Source organism: Roseateles sp. (assembly GCF_036404855.1).
Classification (GTDB): Bacteria; Pseudomonadota; Gammaproteobacteria; order Burkholderiales; family Burkholderiaceae_C; genus Pelomonas.
In genome coordinates this window covers 1-5,829 of the sequence record NZ_DASWYS010000352.1, presented here as the reverse complement: position 1 = coordinate 5,829, position 5,829 = coordinate 1, and the positions used below count along the sequence as shown (strand labels likewise).

The window sequence follows — 5,829 nt, the reverse complement described above, 5'->3', positions numbered from 1 at the left end:
TTCCTGCGCCGGCAGGTCCTGCGTCCGGTGCGTCACATCGCGGAGCAGGCAGCGCGCGTGGCGAGTGGAGAGCCTATCGCCGTCAGCGAGCTGGGGCGGCTGGACGAGCTCGGCCTGCTGATGCGCTCGGTCAACCAGTCCGGTCTGAACCTGAGGTCGCTGGTGGCCGATGTGACGGGCCAGATGGACCGGCTGGTGCAGGCCAGCGATGAGGTGAAGGCGGGCAGCGCCGACGTGAGCGCCCGCAGCCGGTCGGCGGCTGAGCAGCTCAGCCGGGCCGGCGATGCCGTGGGAGCACTCGGCCGCAGCAGCGAGGCGAATGCGCGCTCGGCGGAACAGGCACGGGCGCTGGCCGAGCAGGCCGCCGCCGTGGCCCATCGTGGTGGCGATGCGATGCGCGACGCCGTGCGGCGCATGACCGAGCTCAGCCAGGCCAGCCAGCGCATCGCCGATATCGTGGCCACCATCGACGGCCTGGCCTTCCAGACCAACGTGCTGGCGCTCAATGCCTCGGTCGAGGCGGCCCGTGCCGGCCCGGCGGGCCGCGGCTTCGCCGTCGTGGCGCAGGAGGTGCGCGCGCTGTCCCAGAGCTCCGCGCAGGCGGCCCGCGAGATTCGCTCGCTGGTCGACGACTCGCTGCGCCACATCGGGGAGAGCGCCGATGGCGTGGACGCCGCCAACAAGACGGGCGAGGCCATCCTGGCGCAGGTCAACGAGGTCAGCCGCCTGGTGGGCGAGATTGCATCGGAATCGGCCCAGCAGGCCGATGGCGTGCAGGAGGTGCATGCCGACCTGGATCGCATGCAGGACCTGACACGACAGAACATGGCCATGGTGGCGCAGAGCGCCGCCGCAGCGGCGGAGCTGAACCAGCGCGCGCAGCAGCTGATCCAGGCGGTCGCGGTCTACCGGGAGTCCTGATGCTGCCGTCGAGTCTGCTGCTGCATGGCGGCCGCGTGCTGGTGGTCGACGACGATCCGGCGATGCTGACCTTGCTCGACGAGCTGCTGCAGGTGGCCGGCTTCGCGCCCCCGACGCTGGTGGCCGATCCGCGCGAGCTGCGGGCCTGGTCCGAGGCGCCCGGCTTCGACGCGATGCTGCTGGACCTGGACATGCCGCACATGGACGGCTGGGAGGTGCTGGACGTGCTGCGCGCGCGCTACGGCGACAACCTGCCTCCGCTCATCGTCGTCAGCGGTGACACCCGGCGCGGCAACCAGGTGCGCGCGCTGTCGGCCGGGGCGTGCGACTATGTCACCAAGCCCTTCGACACCAACGAGCTGTTGCTGCGCATCCGCATGCACGCCACGGGCCACATGAACCGCCACCTGCTTCGCGAGCAGAAGAGCGAGCTGGAGGCGACGGTGCAGCAGCGCACCTCGGCACTGCGCCAGTCGAGACTCCAGATCCTGCGCATGCTGGGGCGTGCGGCGGAGTTCCGTGACAACGAGACCGGTGCGCACATCCTGCGCATGAGCCACGTCTCGGCGCTGCTGGCCCGCGATCTGGGCTGGGACGACGAGCGCTGCGAGCTGATGCTCAACGCCAGCCCGCTTCACGACATCGGCAAGATCGCCATCCCCGACGCGATCCTGCTCAAGGCCGGTCCGCTGACCCCACAGGAGCGCGAGATCATGCAGGAGCACACTGTCAAGGGCGCGGCCATCCTGCGCGCGCCCGAGGGTGAGGGCAACGAGCTGCTGGCGATGGCCGCCGAGATTGCGCTCCATCATCACGAGCGCTGGGATGGCGGTGGCTATCCTTCGGGCCTGACCGGCGTGGACATACCGGAGAGCGCGCGCATCGTGGCTGTGGCCGACGTGCTGGACGCGCTCACCTCCACGCGACCCTACAAGACGGCTTGGACCTTCGCCGAAGCGCTGGGGTTCATCCAGGCCAACGATGGCCGACATTTCGATCCCGATGTGGTTGCCGCACTGAGCCGCAACCGACATCGGGTCCAGGAGATCAGACATCACTTCGAAGATGCCAACGCCGGCTGACACCTTGCCTGATCCCGTGCTGTCATCGCCCAAGGCGCAAGGCGCGGCCCGCGCGGCGTTGCGTCTGCTCCTCGTGTCGCCGGACGAGGAGGTGCTGCAGCAACTTCGGCCGCTGCGCGCCAGCCAGGGGCTGGAGCTGCTGCACGCGGCCAGCGCGAGCGCGGCCGAGTCGCAGGTCCGGCAGGCGCGCGTGGAGCTCGTGCTGATCGACGAGGCCATTGGGCGCCAGGCCCTGGTGGGCCTGCTCGAGCGCCTGCGCGACGAGCTCTACAAGGACTGGTTGCCCATCATGGTGCTGGGCGGCAGCCCCGAGTTGCTGCACCTGCTGGAGCGGCGCGCGCGCGGCCTGGTGGACTACTTCCTGGCCAAGCCGCTGTCCACCCGCGCATTCCGCGAACGGCTGGTCGCTGCGCGCCGCATGGTGTCGCTGCGCCGCGTCTGCGGCAGCGCGCTGGACCGCGTCTCAGAGGGCGTGCTCATCATTGACGAGCACGGCACGCTGCGCTCGTTCAACCGGGCGGCGGAGCGCCTCTTCGGCTGGAGCGCCGAAGACGTCATCGGCCAGAACGTCAGCCTGCTGATGCCCAGCCGCCATGCCCACAAGCATGCGCGCTACATGGAGGACTACCTGCGTACCGGCCTGCCGCGCATGATTGGCACCGGTCGCGTCGAAACGGCGCTGCGACGCGACGGCAGCAAGTTCCCCATGCACCTGACGGTGGCCGACATCAGCGACGAGACCGCGATCCGCTTCGTGGGCGTGATCCGCGACCTGTCCGCCGAGCTCGAGCGTGCAGAGCTGCAGCAGATGGCGCTGCACGACTCGCTGACCGGCCTGCCCAACCGCAGCCACGCGGAGCAGCGCGTGCGCCGCGAGATCGAGACGGCCGCCGCGGGCGCGCCGGGCTTTGCACTGCTGTTCGTCGACCTGGACCGCTTCAAGCGCATCAACGACAGCCTCGGGCATGCGACCGGCGACGAAGTGCTGCGGGCCGTGGCCCAGCGGCTGCGCCATTCGCTCAGCGAGACCGATTTCGTCGCACGCCTCGCCGGCGATGAGTTTCTTCTGCTGCTCTCGGGGGTGCAGAACACGACGGATGCGCAGCGCATCAGCGATCGCGTCTCGCACCGACTCGCCCAACCGCTGCTGTTGCAAGGACACCGCCTCACGATCAGCGCCAGCATCGGCGTGGCCTTGTATGGACCCGACGGCCACAAGGCCGAGGACCTGCTGGCGCGCGCGGACGCAGCCATGTATGCGTGCAAGCGCCAACTGCCTCCCTGAGCCTGTCAGCCGGGTGGCCCGGCGCGGTTCAGCCGGCCGGCAGCTGCAGCGCGTCCAGCCGGTCCAGGTGCTGCAGGGCCGCCACGGCGCGGATGTCCTCACCATGGTTGTAGCCGTAGGTCACCAGCACGAGCGGGCAGCCGGCCGCCCGGGCGGCCTCGGCGTCATTGCGCGAGTCGCCCACCATCCAGGTCGCCGCGGGCGGCGCGCTGAGGGCTTCGCAGGTCTTGAGCAGTGGCAGTGGGTCGGGTTTCTTGCGGGCGAAATCGTCGCCGCCGTAGACATGGCGGAAATAGCCGTCCAGGCCCTTGCGCTTGAGCAGCTCACGCGCGGGCGCGGAGGGCTTGTTGGTCAGCACGGCCAGCGGCAGGCCGCGCGCACGCAGCGCCTCCAGCCCCTCGACGACGCCCGGATAGACGGTGGCATGCTCACCGTTCACCGCGGCGTAGTGCTGCTGGTAGAGCGCCCAGGCGCGCTCGAACAGCGCCGCCTCGGCGCTCACCGCGGCCAGCGTGGTGCGCACAAGATGCTCGCTGCCACGGCCTATGGTGTGCTCGACGAAATCGCGAGTCACCGTTGGCAGGCCCAGATCGGACAGCACGCGGCCCAGCACGGCGACGAAGTCCCCCAGCGTGTCGACGAGGGTGCCGTCGAGATCGAGGATGCAGGCTTGGGGCGCGGTCATGGCTTCAGTACTCCGTCGGCCTTGAACATGGCCTTGATGCCGCGCACCGCCTGGCGAATGCGCGACTCGTTCTCGATCAGTGCAAAGCGCACATGGCCATCGCCGTGGTCGCCGAAGCCGATGCCGGGTGACACGCAGACCTTGGCCTTCTCCAGCAACTGGCGCGCGAACTCCAGCGAGCCGAGCTCGCGGTAGGGTTCGGGGATGCGTGCCCAGATATACATGCTGGCCTTGGGGCAGTCCACGGCCCAGCCGGCCTCCGTCAGTCCCTTGTAGAGCACGTCGCGGCGGCGCTGGTAGCTGGCGGCGATGTCGTGTACGCACTGCTGGTCGCCCTCCAGTGCGGCGATGGCCGCGACCTGCAGCGGCGTGAAGGTGCCGTAGTCGTGGTAGCTCTTGATCCGGGCCAGCGCCGCGACAAGGTCGGGGTTGCCGACCATGAAGCCCACGCGCCATCCGGCCATGTTGTAGCTCTTGCTGAGCGTGAAGAACTCGACCGCGACGTCCTTGGCGCCCGGCACCTGCATGATGGACGGCGCCTGGTAGCCGTCGAAGACGATGTCGGCATAGGCCAGGTCGTGCACGACCAGGATGTCGTGCTTCTTGGCCAGCGCGACGACGCGTTCGAAGAAGGCAAGGTCCACGCACTGTGCCGTGGGGTTGGACGGGAAGCCGAACACCATCATCTTGGGCTTGGGGTAGCTGCCGCGGATGGTCCTCTCCAGTTCGGCGAAGAAGTCGACCTCGCTGCTGACGGGAATGGCGCGGATGTCGGCGCCCGCAATGACGGCGCCGTAGATGTGGATGGGGTAGCTGGGATCGGGCACCAGCACGGTGTCGCCGCGGTCCAGCGTGGCCAGCATCAGGTGGGCCAGGCCCTCCTTGGAGCCTATGGTGACGATGGCCTCGGTGTCCGGATCGATGGCCACGCCGTAGCGGCGCTGGTACCAATGCGAGATCGCGCGGCGCAGTCGCGGGATGCCTTTGCTGGCCGAGTAGCCGTGGGTGTCGGGGCGCTGTGCGACCTCCGCGAGCTTGGCGACGATGTGCGGCGGCGTGGCCCCGTCGGGGTTGCCCATGCTCATGTCGATGATGTCTTCGCCACGCCGGCGAGCCGCGAGCTTGAGCTCGGCGGTGATGTTGAAGACGTACGGGGGGAGGCGATCGATGCGCGCGAAGCGGCGCTTGCCGCCGGAGGCGGAAGAGGAAGCAGTCATTGGCAGTGTCACGTGAGCGCCCGGAACCGTCCGAGCGACGTCGCCCCGCCAGAGCGGCTGGGCCGGCTCATCGTATACGACAGCCTCGCGTCGGCCGGGAAGCGACGCGACTGACGTCCGACGAGGACTCGCCCGGCGCCGTAAGCTGGCGGCGTGCAGCCTCCGCCATCACGCATGAATCCACCCGAGCCCGCTTCGCTGACGGTCGACAACGACACCACCGTGTCCGCCCTGTGGTTGCAGCCGCAGCAGCCGTCGTGCGCCTACGTCTTCGCCCATGGGGCCGGCGCGGACATGCACCACGACTTCATGGCGGCGCTGTCGCAGGCCCTGTTCGAGCGGTCGGTGGCGACCTTGCGCTACCAGTTTCCCTTCATGGAGCGCGGCTCCAGGCGGCCCGACTCGCCGGCGCTGGCCCAGGCCACGGTGCGCGCCGCGGTGGCGGCGGCGCGCGGCCGCCTGCCCGATGTGCCGCTGTTCGCGGGCGGCAAGTCGTTCGGCGGCCGCATGAGCGCGCAGGCCCAGGCGCAGGAGCCCCTGACGGGCGTGCTGGGCCTGGCGTTCGTGGGCTATCCGCTGCATCCCGCGGGCAAGCCCGGGCTGGAACGCGCGCGGCCGCTGCACGGCGTGCAGTTGCCC

General features: G+C 69.7%; 6 protein-coding genes. 4 read left to right on the top strand and 2 right to left on the bottom strand.

Translation table 11 applies throughout. The features are described 5' to 3' along the window. The 3 genes from VGF12_RS23475 to VGF12_RS23465 form a co-directional block, all read left to right on the top strand. Positions 1-921, top strand: a 921-nt coding sequence (locus tag VGF12_RS23475; RefSeq protein WP_331178465.1) for a methyl-accepting chemotaxis protein, incomplete at its 5' end; no start/stop codon positions are given. Then, complete coding sequence (locus VGF12_RS23470; protein ID WP_331178464.1) at positions 921-2,003, top strand: HD domain-containing phosphohydrolase; 1,083 nt, start codon at positions 921-923, stop codon at positions 2,001-2,003. The genes VGF12_RS23475 and VGF12_RS23470, both read left to right, overlap by 1 nt. A 4-nt stretch (positions 2,004-2,007) precedes the next feature. Further along, positions 2,008-3,288, top strand: a complete 1,281-nt coding sequence (locus VGF12_RS23465) for a sensor domain-containing diguanylate cyclase (protein WP_331178463.1) — start codon at positions 2,008-2,010, stop codon at positions 3,286-3,288. Between the two features lie 28 nt (positions 3,289-3,316). Here the strand turns inward: VGF12_RS23465 and gph are convergent, their stop codons facing one another. Together gph and alaC are read right to left on the bottom strand one after the other, a co-directional pair. Then, complete coding sequence (gene gph, locus VGF12_RS23460) at positions 3,317-3,973, bottom strand: phosphoglycolate phosphatase (protein ID WP_331178462.1); 657 nt, start codon at positions 3,971-3,973, stop codon at positions 3,317-3,319. After that, entirely contained in the window at positions 3,970-5,190 is a 1,221-nt protein-coding gene (gene alaC, locus VGF12_RS23455; protein ID WP_331178461.1) for an alanine transaminase, read from the bottom strand. Before alaC ends, gph begins: the two co-directional genes overlap by 4 nt. A 174-nt stretch (positions 5,191-5,364) precedes the next feature. On the opposite strand from alaC, the gene VGF12_RS23450 reads away from it, so the two are divergent. Then, positions 5,365-5,829: alpha/beta family hydrolase (locus VGF12_RS23450; protein ID WP_331178460.1), on the top strand; the 465-nt coding region annotated here is incomplete at its 3' end.

Bases quoted from the DNA above. Each gene is read 5' to 3' on its own strand.
- alaC (WP_331178461.1), bottom strand. From the start codon at position 5,190: ATGACTGCTTCCTCTTCCGCCTCCGGCGGCAAGCGCCGCTTCGCGCGC.
- gph (WP_331178462.1), bottom strand. From the start codon at position 3,973: ATGACCGCGCCCCAAGCCTGCATCCTCGATCTCGACGGCACCCTCGTC.
- VGF12_RS23470 (WP_331178464.1), top strand. From the start codon at position 921: ATGCTGCCGTCGAGTCTGCTGCTGCATGGCGGCCGCGTGCTGGTGGTC.